Here is a 15,057-nt window from a genome sequence, read left to right as displayed (position 1 = left end):
TCGGGCATTACGTGGAATCAGACAGCGACGTCCCGTCAGGCTTCCTTGACGAACAGATAGCCCTTGCTGCGCACCGTCTTGATGCGACGCGGATGTACCGGGTCGTCGCCGATTTTCGGACGGATCCGGGAGACTCGCACGTCGATCGAACGATCCTGCCCGTCGTATTCGATACCGCGCAGGGCCGTAAAGATTTCTTCGCGGCTCAGCACGCGGCCGGCGCTGGATGCCAGCAGCCACAGCAGGTCGAATTCGGCGCTGGTCAGATCGATACTTTCATTGTTCAGCCAGGCCTCGCGCATGGAGCGATCCACCACCAGGTCATTGAATTCAAGCCGCACCGGCTCCTCAGCGGGCTTGGATTCGGTTGCCACTTCGCCGGTGTCGGTCACCCGCCGCAGCAGGGCGCGAATCCGCGCCAGCAGCACGCGCGGGCGCACGGGTTTGGAAATGTAGTCGTCGGCCCCCATTTCCAGGCCGAGTACCTGGTCCAGATCATCGGTGCGGGCCGTCAGCATCAGGATCGGCCCCGCATAGAAGGGACGCACCCGCCGGCAAATGGACAGTCCATCCTCGCCGGGCAGCATCAGGTCGAGCACGACAATATCCGGCTTCTCGCGGCGGATGCGCTCCACCGCATTGGCACCGTTCCCTTCCACAGAAACGGTCAGGCCGTTGCTTTCCAGATATTCCCGAGTCAGATCCGCCAGGCGTTCATCGTCTTCGACGATGAGAACCCTACATGTCTCGATTGCTTGTTCCACGCCGTCCATCTCTGATTTTGTTTTTCCATTTACAGCCATCTATTCGTGGCCTGCCCAACTGAATTGCATCCTGCGTCAACTCCCTGACGACTCCCCCAAGGGGCCGACCTATTGGCCCCGTTCCGACGCAACCAGCTGATTAATCGATAGACAGGCTACGCCATGTAACACCAATTATACATGTTGTTCGGAAAAATACAGGGAATGACAGCACAGTAACAAGGCGTGACAGGCTTCACCACCCTCGACCATTGTCATGTTGACGTCACGCCCGGTTCATTCAACTGCAATCCTCGATTCATAGGCTCGACGGGAAACGGTCATAAAGAGAAAACTGTCATGCCTGCAGAACAAGCCCGTTCCCTGACCAGCGCCCGTCGCCTGCGTGCGGCCATCACCCGCGACCCACAGCTCGTGGAGGCCGCCCAGCGCCTGCGCTACGATGTATTTTCAGAGGAATATGGATCTGATCTCGGCGCCACAATCCCCGGCATCGACCAGGATGCCTACGACGCTCACTGCGACCACCTGATCGTGACCGACAACCAGACCGGCGCCCTGGTCGCCACCTCACGTGTGCTGCACCAGCGCGACGCCGAGGCCGCCGGCGGGTTCTATTCCGAAGGCGAATTCGACCTGACCGCCCTGCGCGAGATGCCGGGTCATCTGGCCGAGCTGGGGCGTACCTGCGTCCATCCCGATTTCCGCACCGGCGCCACCATCAGCCTGCTGTGGTCATCGCTGGCGGAATACCTGGTCGCCGAGAACGTTGATTACCTGATCGGCTGCGCCAGCATCGGCATGGCCGACGGCGGCCACAAGGCGTGGCGCATCACCCAGTTGCTGCAAAAGCGCTACATGACCGACCTCGATCGTCGCGTCACCCCGCACCGCGCCCTGCCCCACCTCACCAACGTGGCGGCCCAGACCGAGAACCCGTCGGAAGTACCGCCGCTGATCCGCGCCTATATGCGTCTCGGCGCACGGGTCTGCGGCGAACCCTGCTGGGACCCGGAATTCCGCTGCGCGGATCTGTTGGTGCTGCTGGAAGTCGGCAAACTGGCCAGCCGCTACAGCCGCCACTTCATGCGCCCGGCGACGGAGTCCGCGCCATGCTGATGCGGACGCTGCGTCTGGGGGGCCGACTCGGCCTGTTCGCGATCGTCCTGCTGCTGTGCTCGCTGCTGGCGGTCGCCGTATCGCTTACCGAGTGGACGATTCGCCGGCCTATCGACAGGACACCCTTCGCCCGGGCCTGTTTCCAGCTGGCCTCCCGCTGCCTCGGTTTCCAGGTGAACGTGCGCGGCCAACGCCCCGATGGTCCGGTCATGCTGGTCTGCAACCACATTTCCTGGTCCGACATCCCCATCCTGGGGAGCATTGTGCCGCTGCGTTTCCTGTCCAAGGCCGAGGTGCGCAACTGGCCGGTGATCGGCTGGCTGGCCAAGCAGGCCGGCACGTTATTTATCCGTCGCGGCAGTGGCCAGGCCGCGGCCGCCCGGGAAGACATTGCCCGGACCCTGCGGGAGCGCCAGTCGGTGCTGGTCTTCCCCGAAGGCACCACCAGTGTCGGTATTACCGTGCTGCCGTTCCATGGCCGCCTGCTGTCAGCGGCGGCAGAAGCCGGCGTGCCAATCCTGCCCATGACCATCGGGTACCGACGCGACAACCACCCCGACCCGCTCGCACCGTTCATCGGCGACGACAGCTTTGACCGTCATCTGGTGCGCCTGCTAAGGCAACCGGCGGTGACGGTGGATGTGGTCCTGCACGAACCGGTCAGCGTCGCAGCGAATGACGACTTCCAGGTCCTGGCCAGGCAACTGCGCGCCACGGTGGAGGACGGTTTGCAGACCATCCACAACTGCCCGGACAAGCCCGGCGCCACACCGGACTATCCCGCATCACGCCCACGTCTTGGCGGCGCCTGATGGCGCTCAGACCTCCAGCGGCCGGCCGGCGGCCACTTCGTCGTCGGTCGCCTGCCGCTTATCGATGATCTCGAGGTCGAAATACAGGGTAAATCCCGCCAACGGATGGTTGGCATCGACCTTGACCAGGTTGCCGTCGATCGCCACCACCTGCACGATCTGGGCGTCCTCGCCGCTGTTGGTCTGGAACTTCATGCCCGGCTTGAGATCCTCGACGCCGGCGAAAGCCGACCGGGGCACCTTGCGCACCAGTTCCGGATTGGTATCACCGTAGGCCATCTCCGGCGGCACGGTGACTTCCAGGCAATCGCCGATACCACGGTCCTTGACCGCTTCCTCGATGCCCTTGATGACGTTGCCGGCGCCCCACAGGAACTGCAGGGGTTCGGCGCCTTCGGAGGTGTCCACCACTTCGCCGGCGCGGTTCTTGAGCCGGTAGTGGACCGTGTAAACGTATGAGGTCTGCATAACTCTTACCTGTTGCGCCTGCGCAGCCGAACGCAATCGGCGACGCAGGCCTATTGTCTCAGGGCGTGTACCAGCAGCCGCTGGTCCAGCCGTTCTTTCCACGTTGCCGGCACGTCCAGGTCCATGCGTTTGAGCAACGGCGCCAGATCGTCCCCCGCCGGATCACCCCGCAGTGCCTGCCACAGGGTTTTCAGGGTGCCACGGCGGGATGCGGTTGCACTCCGCAGCCGCTGGAGCGCCCCCATCAGGGTCAGCTCATCCTCGGTGAAATCGCAACCGAACGGGAATGTGGGGAAGGCGTCCGGACCGGCCGCCTCCAGTGCCGCTCGCACCGCTTCCGGGGTATTGTGCCGCCAGGACGCCGGCAGCTTGAACGAGGCGTGCACCTTACCGGCTTTTTGCGCCTGTTTCAGCAACTGCGGCTGGAAGCGGGCATCGGCAATTCGGATCAGCGCCAGGTAGACGTCCTCGTCGCACTTGCCGCGCAGGTCCGCAATGCCGTATTCGGTAATCACAATGTCCCGCAGGTGGCGGGGAATCGTGCAGTGGCCGTAACTGAAAACGATGTTCGACTGCAGCCCGCCACTGCCATTGCGGGTACTGCGCAGGGTCAGGATGGAGCGGGCTCGGGGCAGCTCGTGGGCCATGGCGACAAAGTTGTACTGGCCGCCGACGCCACTGACAACCCGGCCATCCTCCAGCCCATCGGAAACCACCTCACCGTCCAGCGTGCACATCATCGCCGAGTTGATGAAGCGGCTCTCGCGCCGCTGCGCCGCCTTCAGGCGCTGGTTGCCGAAACGGTGATCGTACAGGTGGTTGATGAAGTTCACGCTGGTCATACAAATGCTCGCCGCCTGCTCCGGCGACAGCTCGCGCAACTGCTGGTAGAAATCCGCCGGGCCGATGTAGAACCCGCCGTGCAGCACGGTTCCACCATCGAGCCGATCCCCCAGCAGAGTGGCCAGTTGCTCGCGGGCCGCCTCATCGTCCAGATCGGGCTCCAGGCTCAGATCCCCAACGACCAGGCGCCCGCCCTTGAGATCCACCGAGTCGCGGATGATGCCAAAGCGCTGCAGCCACTGGACATCCCGGGCCCGCAACGGCGAATCGATCAGTTCCGCTGCGCGCAGGCGATCCAGGGTTTGCAGTGAGATATCGGGACCGATCTCGCCGGCGTTGATCCGCTCCTGGAGGTCGGCATCGGCATACACCTGGCGGGTGAGAATGCCGGCCTTCATCAGCTGCAGGAACCCGTCCACCATCATTTCACTGCAGCCGTAGAGACCGGTCTCGAAAGGTTCGGTGCCGCCCCACCGCGCCACCATCGGGAAGCGGTCCGCCACTTTCAGATGCTCGAACACCCGGTGCCAGGCGGCGTTCTCCCGGTGTCGCAGGCAGGTGGCGTGAACCACAGCCGCCCCCAGCGAGCCAATCCCGACCTGCAGCGTGCCGCCGTCCTCGATCAGGGTGCTGGCGTAAAAGCCGATCATGTGATCCGCCGGTTTGACCGGCTGCTGGGGAACGGGGAACAACGGGTAATCGTCGGCGGCGTTGTCGTAGAGGACATCGAACACATGGGCCGGTACTTCGGCATCGTTGCCCAGGTACGGCAGAGTGCGATTGACCTCCCCCACCACAGCCACCGGGCGCTCGGCGCTCTCCCGCTCGCGCATCAGCGGAATCAGGTCCAGGGACAGGTCCGGATTGCAGCTCAGACTGACACGGTCGTACTCGCCATCCCCGGGAGACGCCACCATCTGTGCCACCACATTGATATCGAGCGCGAGCAGGTCTCGCACCGCATGCGTGTAATTGGTGCACACGTAGTTCTGCTGCTGGACCGGGTTGTTCAGGCAACTGCCCGCCTGGAAGAAAAACTCCGAGACCCGGACGTTCGACGGCAATCGGCCGGCCTCCACATCGCGCGCATAGGCCAGCTCCGGAATGCGGCCGTACAGGCGCTCGGCAAAGGGCTCGATGAACCGTTTTTCCAGGGAGGATTTACCGCCCGGAGCGAGCGGGGAAATGGCGGTGACAATGTGCAGGCGCAATCCGGTATCGCCCTGGGCCCGCCGGTAGAGGGCGTTGACCAGGTGCACCGGTTTTCCCAGGCCCAGCGGCAGGCCCAACGTAATATCCCGCCCCACCCGTTCGATCAGGGCGTCGACGCATTCTTCAATCCGTGAGGAAACCTGGGGGGTTCGCGCCATAGCCTTGCTCTCCTTGACCATTTTCCGGGCAATGATCACACGAGCCGGGCGGGGTAACAACGGCCAAACGGGGCAAAATCAGTCGGTATGGGTGACAGTATGGAAAGGGAGACAGGCGTCAGAATTCCCACTTCAGGTCGAGACAGGCGCCTTCGTTGACCAGGGCAATGCCATGGTCGGCGTGGATACTGTCATAGGCATAGCGCTTGCCGTCGCTATCGCTCTCGAAAAGACGCAGCCGCAGCAGACGGGAACCGATCTCGGTCAGGGCATCCATGCGAATCTCTTCCTCATCTTCGGTCGGCCGATCATGTTGGGCCGACATGGCTTCGAACTGAGCGTTCGTCAGCGCGTCGTTTTCCGCGGCATCGGCCTTGACCACAAAGGCCAGGGAGTTCAATACCAGCAGGATGATGAAGATTCGAAAAACCATGGCTAACCGCCCGATGAATGCCTGAATTTTGCCCAAAACGTTTAGACATTAGTCTAGCAATGACAGATTTGTAAAACGTGATTTAACGCAAACTTCGACGTATTTACGTCAGGAAGTAAGCAATTATTTGTCAACAAACGGTCAAGCGGTGTAACGGACGATTGCAGCCATCGCCAAGCTGCAACGCGGGGCGAATCGGGACAGGTGGGCTGACACGGACCGGCGAGGGAACCGGTAACCGGCCGGGATCGCTTGGGACCCCGGCCGGAGCAGGGTTACGGGCAGGGATAGGTGAACTCGGTGTGGACCGATTCGATGTCGGACAGGGCCTGCTCGGACAGGGTTACCTGCTCGGAGGCCACATTCTCGCGCAACTGATCCATGGTGGTGGCGCCGATGATGTTGCTGGTCACGAAACCACGGCTGTTAACGTACGCCAGTGCCATCTGGGCCAGGCTCAGACCATGGGCGGCGGCGACGTCAGCGTAGGCCTGGGTGGCGGCATCCGCCCGTTCGCCGTTGTAGCGCTGGAACCGCTCGAACAGGGTCAGGCGCGCACCTTCCGGCTGCTTGCCACCGAGGTATTTGCCGGACAGCACCCCGAACGCCAGCGGCGAGTACGCCAGCAGCCCCACGTCTTCGCGATGGGCGATCTCGCCCAGGCCCACCTCGAACGAGCGGTTGAGCAGGCTGTACGGGTTCTGGATGCTCACCGGGCGCGGCCAGCCGTTCTGCTCCGCCAGCTGCAGGTAGCGCATGGTGCCCCAGGCGGTCTCGTTGGACAGGCCGATGTGGCGGATCTTGCCCTCTTTCACCAGCTCATCGAGCGCCTGCAGGGTCTCCTCGATGGGCGTGGCGTCCTCGTCCGGGTTGTGGGTGTAGCCCAGGCGACCGAAGAAGTTGGTGCTGCGGTCCGGCCAGTGGATCTGGTACAGGTCGATGTAGTCGGTCTGCAGGCGTTTGAGGCTGTCTTCCACGGCGGCGCGGATGTGCGGTCGGGTCAGGCGCGGGCCGTCGCGCAGGTAGTCCAGGCCATTACCGGGGCCGGCCACCTTGGAGGCAATCACCAGATCGTCACGGCGACCGCGCTGTTTGAGCCAGTTGCCCAGGCAGGTTTCGGTGGCACCCTGGGTCTCGGCGCGCGGCGGAACCGGGTACATCTCCGCCGCGTCGATGAAGTTGATGCCATTGGCGGTGGCATAGTCCAGCTGTTCAAAGGCTTCCGCCTCGCTGTTCTGCTCACCCCAGGTCATGGTACCGAGGCAGATCAGGCTGACGTCCAGGTCAGTACGTCCTAACTGACGTTTCTGCATGTGTGCATCTCTCCAATCGGTGGGTTGTTCAGGAATCCGATGTATTGTTCAACGGAATGTCACGGGTCTGTCGCCGAACTGTCATTTGACCTTTCCATAGTGACAGCAACGGGGAACGCCCATTTGACGGGCCTTCCCGGTCGTTCACCCGGACTCGCAGGCTGGACAGAGTAAACCCTACCAACCAACGCATCCAGCCCGCCGCAGTCGCAGTCATGACGGAGCGCACTTGATCCAGCGTCAACGGCACATAGCCATCGTCACCGAGACCTTTCCGCCGGAGATCAACGGGGTGGCGCACACCCTCGGGCAGCTTTGCCAGGGCCTGCGCGCACGCGGCCATCGGCTCTCGGTGGTTCGGCCACGCCAGAAGCAGGAACGCGGAAGCACCGGGACGACCACAGAGTCGGCGAGCCCGGCGTTGGCGGACACCACCCTGACTCTGCCAGGCCTGCCGTTGCCGGGCTATCCGGAGTTGCAATTCGGCCTCGCCAGCGCCCGCCGCCTGGCCCGCAACTGGAAAGCCAGCCGCCCCGACGCCATCTACGTGGCCACCGAAGGGCCCCTGGGCCTGGCCGCCCTGAGCGCGGCGCGGCGGCTGCAGATCCCGGTGTGTTCGGGGTTCCACACCAATTTTCACAGCTACAGTCGGCACTACGGCGCCGGTTTCCTGGAGAAGATGATCGCATCCTACCTGCGCTGGTTCCACAACCGTACACAGCTGACCCTGGTGCCTACCCGACGCATGCAGCAGTCGCTGCACGATCTGGGCATCAGCCCGGTGGGCATCTGGAGCCGCGGCGTGGACTGCGACCGTTTCTCCCCCAGCCGGCGCGACCGCGCCCTGCGAGAACAGTGGGGCGTGAACGAGCGGGACCTGGCGGTGATCCATGTAGGGCGCCTGGCGGCGGAAAAGAACCTGTCCCTGGCGGTGTCCACCTTCGAGCGCATGCGCCATATCCACCCCCGGGCCAAGCTGATCCTGGTGGGGGACGGTCCCATGCGCAAACGGCTGGCCGAGCGCCATCCCGACTACATCTTCTGCGGTATGCAACGCGGCGACGAACTGGCCCGGCACTACGCCTCCGCCGATCTGTTCCTGTTTCCCAGCAAGACGGAAACCTTCGGCAACGTGGTCACCGAAGCCATGGCCAGCGGCCTGGCGTTGGTGGCCTTCGACGACGCTGCCGCCAGCGAGCACATCCGCCACGAGGACAACGGTATGAAAGTGGCGCTGGACGACACCAAAGGCTTCGTCGACGCCGCCCTGCGACTGGCCGACCAGCCGTCGCTGATGAGCCGGCTGCGCAGTCAGGCCCGGCTCGATGCTCTGGACATCCACTGGCCCGGACTGATCGAACAGTTCGAGGCCATTCTCCTCAATCTCCGTTATAAGGAGAGCCGTCATGCCGGCAAGCAAAGCATCTCGATTCTTTGAGCGCGTCGACCAACGGGAATTCCTGCTTTGCCAGAGCATCAACCGCTGCCTGCGCTATCGCTGCGTCCTGCCCTACTTCCGGGTGGTCAGCCGACTCGGCGACGGCTGGTTCTGGTACGCGCTGATCCTCTCGCTGCCGCTGCTGCACCCGGAAGCCGGACTGGCCCTGGCGCTGCTGATGGCGGCCACCGGCCTGGTCTGCACCCTGACCTACAAGAGCCTGAAGAAAACCCTGATCCGCGAACGGCCGTTCATCTCCTTCCCGGCGATCCACTGCGGCACGCCGCCGCTGGACCGCTACAGTTTTCCGTCCGGCCACACCCTGCACGCCGTCTGCTTTAATACACTGCTGGCGCTGACGCTGCCGACACTGGCCCTGGTGATCCTGCCGTTTACCCTGAGCGTGGCGGCGTCCCGGGTGGTGCTGGGGTTGCACTACCCCAGCGACGTGTTGGCCGGTGCGGTCATCGGCAGCGTGATGGGGGCGCTGGCGGTGGAGTTGTTGCCGCTGTTCATGCCGATGGCCTGAGTCCCTGGCCAGGAAAGCCCTTACTCGAACAACCGCAACTGCTGCGTCGGCGCCGACTCCTCGCGGAACCGAACGCCCATCCCCAACAGCCGCACCGGCCGCTCGGCATCGGTGTAGAGCTCATCCAGCAACGGCATGAAGTCGTCCACCGCCGGCGAGGCGATGTTGTCCCGCACCCGTTCCAGCGTGTGGGTGGAAAAATCGCTGTAGCGCAGCTTCACGAACAGCTTGTGGATCGGGCGCGGCTCGGACTTGCGGCCCAGACGCCGCTCCAGGTCGTCTACCAGTGACGCCATGACCCGGTGACAGGCCTCGCGGTTGGGCAGGTCCTGGGAAAAGGTCCGCTCCACCGACACCGACTTGGCGATGCGGGTGACCGCCACCGGCCGGTTATCCTCGCCCCGGGCCATGTGGTACAGGCGCATGCCATGACGGCCGAAACGGTCCACCAGCTCATCCCGGGAAAAGCGCTGCAGCTCGCCGCAGGTGGTCGCTCCCATGGCGTGCAGCTTGCCGGCCGTGACCTTACCCACGCCAAACAGTTTCTCCACGGGCAGATGCAGGACAAAGTCGTCGATGTCCTGTGGGCGGACGACGAACAGACCATCGGGCTTCTGCCAGTCGCTGGCGATCTTGGCCAGGAACTTGTTGGGCGCTACGCCGGCGGACACCGTAATACCCACCTCCTGACGCACCCGTTCGCGCAGATGGCGCGCCATCAGCGTGGCGCTGCCCTTGTGGGCATCGATGCCGGTGACGTCGAGAAAGGCTTCGTCCAGAGACAGGGGTTCGATCAGATCGGTGAGTTCGCGAAAAATGCCCATTACCTGTCGCGACACCGAACGGTAGCGGGCCATATCCACCGGTACGGTGACCAGATCCGGACAGCGTCGCCGCGCCTCGGCCCCGGGCATGGCCGAGCGAACGCCGTATTCGCGGGCCAGGTAGTTGCAGGTGGACACCACCCCGCGCGGGCCGCCACCGCCCACCGCCAGCGGCACCCCGCGCAGGGACGGATCATCGCGCATTTCCACTGCGGCGTAGAAACAGTCGCAGTCCAGGTGAATGATTTTCCGTTCCGCCATACCGACCGTGCTGTCACTCCTGCCCGGAGAGCGTCGTCGACACTCCGCGAGCGCTTGACCCTGCGGCCTCGCCGCCCACAAACTGTACATTCATACAGACTTGTATCTTACCGCTACTTGCCGAGAATGTCAGGATTCAGGAACAGGAGAGCAACACCATGGCCGACCGGTCCCCGGACACCACCGAGATTGAAGCCGCCACGTTCCGCCGACTGGTGGAGCACCTGCGCACCCACACCGAAGTGCAGAACATCGACCTGATGAACCTGGCCGGCTTCTGCCGCAACTGCCTGTCCAAATGGTATCGTGCCGAAGCCGAGGCCCGTGGCGAGGAGCTGTCCGACGCCGCCGCCCGGGAAATCATCTACGGCATGCCCTACGATGAATGGAAAACCAGGTACCAGACCGGCGACAAACAAGCCCACAACAAATCGGACGGCTGATGGACTTCCAGAACGCCCTGCGCATCCACCTGGCCGCTCTCGACGCCGGCCGCTCCGACTTCGAGGACAGCCTTGAGCTGATCGAACGCTTCTTCGAATTCATGCCCACCGCCTTCGACAATGGCCCGGTGCACAACGCCGCCGGCTCGAACAACGGGTCCTGCCGCATCTTCGCCCTGGGCCAGTTGGCCGGGCTGGGGGAGCAGGCGACCCTGGACTGTTTCGGCCGCCATTACCGCTCGGTAATGGCAGATCCGTCCGGTAGCGATCACGCTAATATCCGACAATTCATGAGTACGGGCTGGTCCGGCATTCGTTTCGACGGCCGACCGCTGGTCTTCCGCGCTGAGACGGAAGCCGGCCATACCTCCGACCCGATCCCTTCACCGACCAACAACGGAGAATCTCGCTGATGCCGGACGCGGATGCGATGCAAGCGAGCCAGTGCTTCCAGCTCAAGAGCGCCAACGTCTCGCTGACCGCCCTGGAGCTGCTGTTTTTTGAACCCGACGCCTTTGAAGAAACCCTGCGCGACAAGATCCGGCAGGCGCCGGGCTTCTTCCGGGACATTCCGCTGGTGGTCAACCTGGAAAAATACGAAGGCCCCACCAGCGAGCTGGATTTCTTTCAGCTGATCGGCATCTGCCGTCGCCACAACATCCACGTGGTCGCGGTGCGCGGAGGCGACGACGACCAGCGCCGCCTGGCCCGCAACGCAGCCCTGGCCCTGCTGCCGGCGACACCCCAGCGCCAGGCCGCGCCGGAACCGGCCGAGGCCGACGAACCGGCGCCCGAGCCGGTCGCCACGCCGGACGCCGAATTGCGCAACAGCCACCCGGCACCGGGGGCGGCTCGGATCGTGACCCAGCCGGTGCGGTCCGGCCAGCAGGTGTATTCGCCGGACGGCGACCTGATCATCCTGGCGCCGGTCCAGGCCGGGGCCGAAGTGTTGGCGGCGGGCAACATCCACGTCTACGGACCGCTGCGCGGGCGCGCCCTGGCGGGCGTCCACGGGCTGGCCGGAGCGCGGGTTTTCTGCCAATCGCTGGAGGCGGAGCTTGTGTCCATTGCGGGACACTATAAAATTTCGGAAGATCTGCAGGAGCAGGGTTGGAAGAAAGCAGTTCAGCTACAGCTGAAGGACGATTTGCTGGTGGCCACACCCCTCGACAAATAACGAAAAACGCGCCCGGCCGGCGACAGGGCTCTGTCATCCCGAGAAAGGCCCGAGGCGCACAGGACAGTCCCGGCCCTGCAAGGCAGACTATAAAACCATGACACTTTTCACTTTCAGCAAACAGGACTGCAACCTTGGCTAAAATAATCGTCGTTACCTCAGGTAAGGGTGGCGTGGGCAAGACCACGACCAGCGCCTCGATCAGCACCGGACTGGCCCGTCGTGGCAACAAGACCGTGGTCATCGACTTCGATGTGGGCCTGCGCAACCTCGACCTCATCATGAATTGCGAGCGGCGGGTGGTGTACGACTTCGTCAACGTGATCCAGGGCGAAGCCTCCCTCAACCAGGCGCTGATCAAGGACAAGCGCGTGGACACGCTCTACATCCTGCCGGCGTCCCAGACCCGCGAAAAAGAGGCGCTGACCCGCGAAGGCGTGGAGAAGGTGCTCAACGAGCTGTCCGAAACCTTCGACTACATCGTCTGCGATTCCCCCGCTGGTATTGAGCACGGCGCCCAGATGGCGCTGTACTACGCCGACGAAGCCATCGTCGTGACCAACCCGGAGGTGTCCTCCGTGCGGGATTCCGACCGCATACTGGGCATTCTGCAAAGCAAGTCCCGCCGTGCCGAGATGGGTCTGGACGCGGTCAAGGAGCACCTGCTGCTGACCCGTTACAACCCGGATCGGGTGGACAAGGGCGACATGCTGTCCGTCGCCGACGTGGAAGAGATTCTTGCCATTCCCCTGCTGGGCGTGATCCCGGAGTCCCAGGTGGTGCTGAACGCCTCCAACCAGGGCGTACCAGTCATCCTGGAGGACGACAGCGACGCCGGTCAGGCCTATGAAGACGCCGTCGGCCGCCTGCTGGGCGAAGAGCGCGAGCACCGCTTCCTGACTGCGGCCAAAAAGGGATTCTTCTCACGCATGTTCAAGGGGTAAGGCGGCATGAGTTTTCTCGATTACTTCCGCAGTCGCAAAAAGAACACGGCCAGTGTCGCCAAGGAGCGCCTGCAGATCATCGTCGCCCACGAGCGCGGCATGCGTGACCAGCCGGATTACCTGCCGCAGTTGCAACAGGAGCTGGTGGCGGTGATCCGCAAGTACGTGCAGATCGACGACGACATGGTGCAGGTGGAGCTGGACCGCACCGACGAGTGTTCGGTGCTGGAACTCAACGTGACGCTGCCCGAACATCAGCAGTAATTCGCGGCCGGCTGCGGCCGGTCCGATGCCCGCTCACCAGCGGGCGTAGTGATCCTCCACCAGTCCGGGCAGGCCGGACACCTCGACCGGCCGGTCCGCGGGATCGCGGACCGTGCCTTCGAAATGCCCCACGTACTGACGAAAGTTGGACGCCAGCCAGAAGGCATTGATCCGCTCACGCCGCACGCCTTGAGGCCGAAACACCAGATCGACCCGCCCGTCGCTCGTGCTCACTCGCCAGGCCGCCTCCGGCTGGTAGCGATCAAACTCGAACCGCGCCAGGTCCAGCTTGATGCGCTCGCCGTCCAGCCAGAGGGCGTTTTCCGTCACCCCCGTTTCGTTCACCCCCGCCGCCAGATTCAGCCCCAGGCTGCGCCCGTCCGCTGTGCGCCCGGCGATACAGGCCCAGTTCCACGCCGTGTCCCGGCGCATGAACCCGCCGCTCCAGTCGATCGAGCCGCGCATCGATGCGTCGGTCTGGTAACGCCGCGGCCCCCACTCCACCGAACCGCTTACCGCCAGCCCGGCCGACTTGCGGGTAAAGACCCAGCCGTCGTAACCGGCGCGGCTGCAGACCCGCAGGGGCGCGTTGTCGCCGCTTAAGGTGAGATCCAGGTGCATGTCTCCCGCCATCCCCCGCAAGTGCCGGCGACGGCCCTCGCCCTGGATGGTCAGGCGAACGCCGGGACGGGCAAAGCGGTCGCAACCGATCTCGGGATAGGGTTCGCAGGCGCTCCCCCAGCCCAGCGGGTTAAGCCAGCTGCGCTCGACCAGCTCGCGCGAACCAAAATCGTAGAGGTAGCAGAAGGCATTGGCGACCCGCCCCAGATCCACCAGCGCCAGCCCCAGCACCCACTCTGGCCCCTGCACGCTGATGAACTGGAAATGGTTGTAGCGCCGCTGTCGGGCCCGACGGGACAAGGGCCGGTCCATCACCGATCGCAGGTCGTGGTCGAGGTAGTTGATGCGCTCGACGGGCTGGTCCAGCTCGCCCCAGAGCGGCTGGCCGCGGGCATTGATGAGGTCCATGGTGTGGTCTGTCCTTGATCGCGTTATCGTTGTTGTATCGGCGCACCGGGCGGCGATGCCAGGCCGATCAGGCCAATCCGGGCGGACCGGCCGCGATGCGCCAAAGTGCCGCACAGGTGGCATTTCCGCCTTCCGGCGGTTGTTACACTAGCGTCCGTGTCCCTGGAAAAGAAGGCCTTCATCGTGCGACTGACGCCCCGAGCATGCCCGTCCCTCCTGTTCGCCGCCCTGCTTGGTTGCCCGGGCCTGAGCGCGGACGCCCTGCCCGGCCCCGACGCCAACTGGCAGCTGCGCGAGGAGAGCGACGGCATCCGGATCTACACCACGGCGGTGCCAGGGTCGGATTTCGAGGCGTTCCGGGCCGTGGCGGACCTGGACGCCTCGACCAGCCGGTTGATGGCGGTGCTGGTCAATCCCGCATCCTGTACCGAATGGGTCCACAACTGCGTGGAATCGGAGGCATTCGGCAGCGGCGGTTTCGGCGACCGTTACGCCTACTCGGTCAACGACATGCCCTGGCCCGTGCAGGACCGGGACTACGTGATCCGCATCCGCACCCACGGCGAGCAGGCTTCGGGCGTGGTGGACATGTACCTCAGTGCCGTGCCCGGTGCGCGCCCGGAACGGGACGACTACATCCGCGTCGACCAGTCCGACACCCATTACCGCTTCGAACCGCTGGGACCGGAGCGCACCCGCCTGACCTGGGTCCAGCACACCGAGCCCAACGGCAGCATCCCCAGCTGGCTGGTGAACTCGCTGGTGGTGGACATCCCGGTAAAATCCATCCGCAACCTTGAGCGGGTTGCGCGCTCGCCCCGCTACGCCGGTTACGAGCTGGTATTTGATGACGCCGGCAAGCTGGTGGACGTGGTTCGATCCAGTCAATCGGAGGGTGACGCGCCCTGAAAGAGCGTATAAGCTTTGCGGTAAGAATTCCCGTTTTCCAACGCGGGGATGCAGGCAAAGGTGCCGCCAGAGCACCGCGTCTGTCGGTACAACCGAGGGCCACCTGCAGTCCGGGAC

Annotated in this window: 17 protein-coding genes; 10 read left to right on the top strand and 7 right to left on the bottom strand. The window is 64.0% G+C overall.

The window, feature by feature from the left end; translation table 11 throughout:
* Nucleotides 1-35 precede the first annotated feature (35 nt).
* Nucleotides 36-764 (bottom strand): response regulator, encoded by a 729-nt coding sequence (locus DKK67_RS15705; protein ID WP_228160674.1) that lies wholly within the window; start codon nucleotides 762-764, stop codon nucleotides 36-38.
* 339 nt (nucleotides 765-1,103) lie between these two features.
* Here DKK67_RS15705 and DKK67_RS15700 point away from each other — a divergent pair, with 339 nt between their 5' ends.
* Together DKK67_RS15700 and DKK67_RS15695 are read left to right on the top strand one after the other, a co-directional pair.
* A complete protein-coding gene (locus DKK67_RS15700) occupies nucleotides 1,104-1,883 on the top strand; it encodes a GNAT family N-acetyltransferase (protein WP_111497448.1) in 780 nt (259 codons plus the stop codon).
* Complete coding sequence (locus tag DKK67_RS15695; RefSeq protein WP_111497447.1) at nucleotides 1,877-2,695, top strand: lysophospholipid acyltransferase family protein; 819 nt, start codon at nucleotides 1,877-1,879, stop codon at nucleotides 2,693-2,695. Before DKK67_RS15700 ends, DKK67_RS15695 begins: the two co-directional genes overlap by 7 nt.
* A gap of 6 nt (nucleotides 2,696-2,701) precedes the next feature.
* Here DKK67_RS15695 and DKK67_RS15690 read toward each other — a convergent pair whose 3' ends face one another.
* From DKK67_RS15690 to DKK67_RS15675, 4 genes are all read right to left on the bottom strand, one after another.
* Nucleotides 2,702-3,163 carry an FKBP-type peptidyl-prolyl cis-trans isomerase gene (locus tag DKK67_RS15690; protein ID WP_111497446.1) on the bottom strand — a complete coding sequence of 154 codons (462 nt, stop codon included), beginning with the start codon at nucleotides 3,161-3,163 and terminating at the stop codon, nucleotides 2,702-2,704.
* A 50-nt stretch (nucleotides 3,164-3,213) separates the two neighbouring features.
* Complete coding sequence (locus DKK67_RS15685; RefSeq protein WP_111497445.1) at nucleotides 3,214-5,376, bottom strand: acetyl-CoA hydrolase/transferase C-terminal domain-containing protein; 2,163 nt, start codon at nucleotides 5,374-5,376, stop codon at nucleotides 3,214-3,216.
* Nucleotides 5,377-5,494: 118 nt separating this feature from the next.
* Nucleotides 5,495-5,809 (bottom strand): hypothetical protein, encoded by a 315-nt coding sequence (locus DKK67_RS15680; RefSeq protein ID WP_111497444.1) that lies wholly within the window; start codon nucleotides 5,807-5,809, stop codon nucleotides 5,495-5,497.
* A 275-nt stretch (nucleotides 5,810-6,084) separates the two neighbouring features.
* Entirely contained in the window at nucleotides 6,085-7,122 is a 1,038-nt protein-coding gene (locus DKK67_RS15675; RefSeq protein ID WP_111497443.1) for an NADP(H)-dependent aldo-keto reductase, read from the bottom strand.
* 229 nt (nucleotides 7,123-7,351) lie between these two features.
* Between DKK67_RS15675 and DKK67_RS15670 the strand changes: the two genes are divergently transcribed.
* The gene (locus DKK67_RS15670) at nucleotides 7,352-8,560 is read left to right on the top strand and encodes a glycosyltransferase family 4 protein (RefSeq protein WP_111497442.1); all 1,209 of its coding nucleotides are present in this window, start codon (nucleotides 7,352-7,354) and stop codon (nucleotides 8,558-8,560) included.
* Complete coding sequence (locus tag DKK67_RS15665) at nucleotides 8,529-9,089, top strand: phosphatase PAP2 family protein (protein ID WP_111497441.1); 561 nt, start codon at nucleotides 8,529-8,531, stop codon at nucleotides 9,087-9,089. Before DKK67_RS15670 ends, DKK67_RS15665 begins: the two co-directional genes overlap by 32 nt.
* A gap of 20 nt (nucleotides 9,090-9,109) precedes the next feature.
* Here DKK67_RS15665 and dinB read toward each other — a convergent pair whose 3' ends face one another.
* Complete coding sequence (dinB, locus tag DKK67_RS15660; RefSeq protein WP_111497440.1) at nucleotides 9,110-10,174, bottom strand: DNA polymerase IV; 1,065 nt, start codon at nucleotides 10,172-10,174, stop codon at nucleotides 9,110-9,112.
* A gap of 158 nt (nucleotides 10,175-10,332) precedes the next feature.
* Between dinB and DKK67_RS15655 the strand changes: the two genes are divergently transcribed.
* The 5 genes from DKK67_RS15655 (at nucleotide 10,333) to minE (ending at nucleotide 13,002) form a co-directional block, all read left to right on the top strand.
* On the top strand, nucleotides 10,333-10,617 hold the full coding sequence (locus DKK67_RS15655; RefSeq protein ID WP_111497439.1) for a DUF1244 domain-containing protein: 285 nt from the start codon (nucleotides 10,333-10,335) through the stop codon (nucleotides 10,615-10,617).
* Nucleotides 10,617-11,030, top strand: coding sequence for a HopJ type III effector protein (locus DKK67_RS15650; protein WP_111497438.1), 414 nt, complete (start codon nucleotides 10,617-10,619; stop codon nucleotides 11,028-11,030). The genes DKK67_RS15655 and DKK67_RS15650 overlap by 1 nt, the downstream gene beginning before the upstream one ends.
* On the top strand, nucleotides 11,030-11,794 hold the full coding sequence (gene minC / locus DKK67_RS15645) for a septum site-determining protein MinC (RefSeq protein WP_111497437.1): 765 nt from the start codon (nucleotides 11,030-11,032) through the stop codon (nucleotides 11,792-11,794). The genes DKK67_RS15650 and minC overlap by 1 nt, the downstream gene beginning before the upstream one ends.
* 134 nt (nucleotides 11,795-11,928) lie before the next feature.
* Nucleotides 11,929-12,738 carry a septum site-determining protein MinD gene (gene minD / locus DKK67_RS15640; RefSeq protein ID WP_111497436.1) on the top strand — a complete coding sequence of 270 codons (810 nt, stop codon included), beginning with the start codon at nucleotides 11,929-11,931 and terminating at the stop codon, nucleotides 12,736-12,738.
* 6 nt (nucleotides 12,739-12,744) lie between these two features.
* Nucleotides 12,745-13,002 (top strand): cell division topological specificity factor MinE, encoded by a 258-nt coding sequence (minE, locus tag DKK67_RS15635; protein WP_111497435.1) that lies wholly within the window; start codon nucleotides 12,745-12,747, stop codon nucleotides 13,000-13,002.
* 33 nt (nucleotides 13,003-13,035) lie between these two features.
* Here minE and DKK67_RS15630 read toward each other — a convergent pair whose 3' ends face one another.
* The gene (locus tag DKK67_RS15630; RefSeq protein ID WP_111497434.1) at nucleotides 13,036-14,031 is read right to left on the bottom strand and encodes a DUF2804 domain-containing protein; all 996 of its coding nucleotides are present in this window, start codon (nucleotides 14,029-14,031) and stop codon (nucleotides 13,036-13,038) included.
* Between the two features lie 183 nt (nucleotides 14,032-14,214).
* Between DKK67_RS15630 and DKK67_RS15625 the strand changes: the two genes are divergently transcribed.
* Nucleotides 14,215-14,940, top strand: a complete 726-nt coding sequence (locus DKK67_RS15625; RefSeq protein ID WP_228160673.1) for an START domain-containing protein — start codon at nucleotides 14,215-14,217, stop codon at nucleotides 14,938-14,940.
* The last annotated feature ends 117 nt before the right edge of the window (nucleotides 14,941-15,057 follow it).

The sequence above is a fragment of the Marinobacter bohaiensis genome (assembly GCF_003258515.1).
Classification (GTDB): Bacteria; Pseudomonadota; Gammaproteobacteria; order Pseudomonadales; family Oleiphilaceae; genus Marinobacter_A; species Marinobacter_A bohaiensis.
The sequence above is the reverse complement of the archived record's forward strand: the minus strand, read 5'-3'. Positions and strand labels throughout refer to the sequence as shown.